Below are 612 nucleotides of genomic sequence, written 5' to 3'. Positions count from 1 at the left end.
CGACCAATTGGCGCCGGCCCTCCTGGTTAGCATTGGGAACCGCGATTGCCTGCGTATCGGATGATCTTGCGACTCTACCAGCGAGCCGATTTGTGTTCCGTTTTGATCCAGCAAAAACATGCGAAGCGATCGGCGCGTGTTCTTCTTTAATTTTGGGGCATGAGATTCTAGATTCCCTCAGTCTTTCCTGACAGCTCTGAGCGCCCATGGATGACCCTTGCCTGTCGACGGGCCGTGTCATTGAGAATATGGTGGCGCCGATGGTGGGTCATCTTCCCCCTCGGGACTTCTTGCGGGTATCTGATTATCAGAATCTCGAGCGTTCCATGGCTCCATGACATGGCAGTCACGCAGATTCCGCTTCACGATAATTTGCTGCCAGAGCAACAGCAAGTTCGGGCAGATGGTCGTCGGCCTTCGCGTGATTCAGATGAGGCGGCTTCACCTCTGCAGTCAGACCTTCCTCGACTGCCCGACCGACCTGAGCCAGCAAATCCGCAATCAGCGTCTGCCGCCTGCGAAATGCAGCACGCCGGTTTGACGGAACCTCGCTGATGTCGCGGTGATACGGGCGAAGCGGCAGCACGAACCGCCCATCGACTTCAACGCCAC

The 612-nt window shown here is 56.9% G+C and carries 2 protein-coding genes; one reads left to right on the top strand and one right to left on the bottom strand.

The genetic code is table 11. The features are described 5' to 3' along the window. The coding region (locus PQR02_RS40720; RefSeq protein ID WP_408243436.1) for a hypothetical protein at nt 1-191 on the top strand (191 nt) is incomplete at its 5' end. 155 nt (nt 192-346) lie between these two features. On the opposite strand, the gene PQR02_RS40715 is transcribed toward PQR02_RS40720, so the two are convergent. Further along, on the bottom strand, nt 347-612 hold a 266-nt coding region (locus PQR02_RS40715), incomplete at its 5' end, for a hypothetical protein (RefSeq protein WP_408243435.1).

Source organism: Paraburkholderia sediminicola (assembly GCF_046026895.1).
In the GTDB taxonomy this organism is placed as follows: Bacteria; Pseudomonadota; Gammaproteobacteria; order Burkholderiales; family Burkholderiaceae; genus Paraburkholderia; species Paraburkholderia sediminicola_C.
Note: the sequence above shows the minus strand (reverse complement) of the source record. Positions and strands in the feature narration are given on the sequence as shown.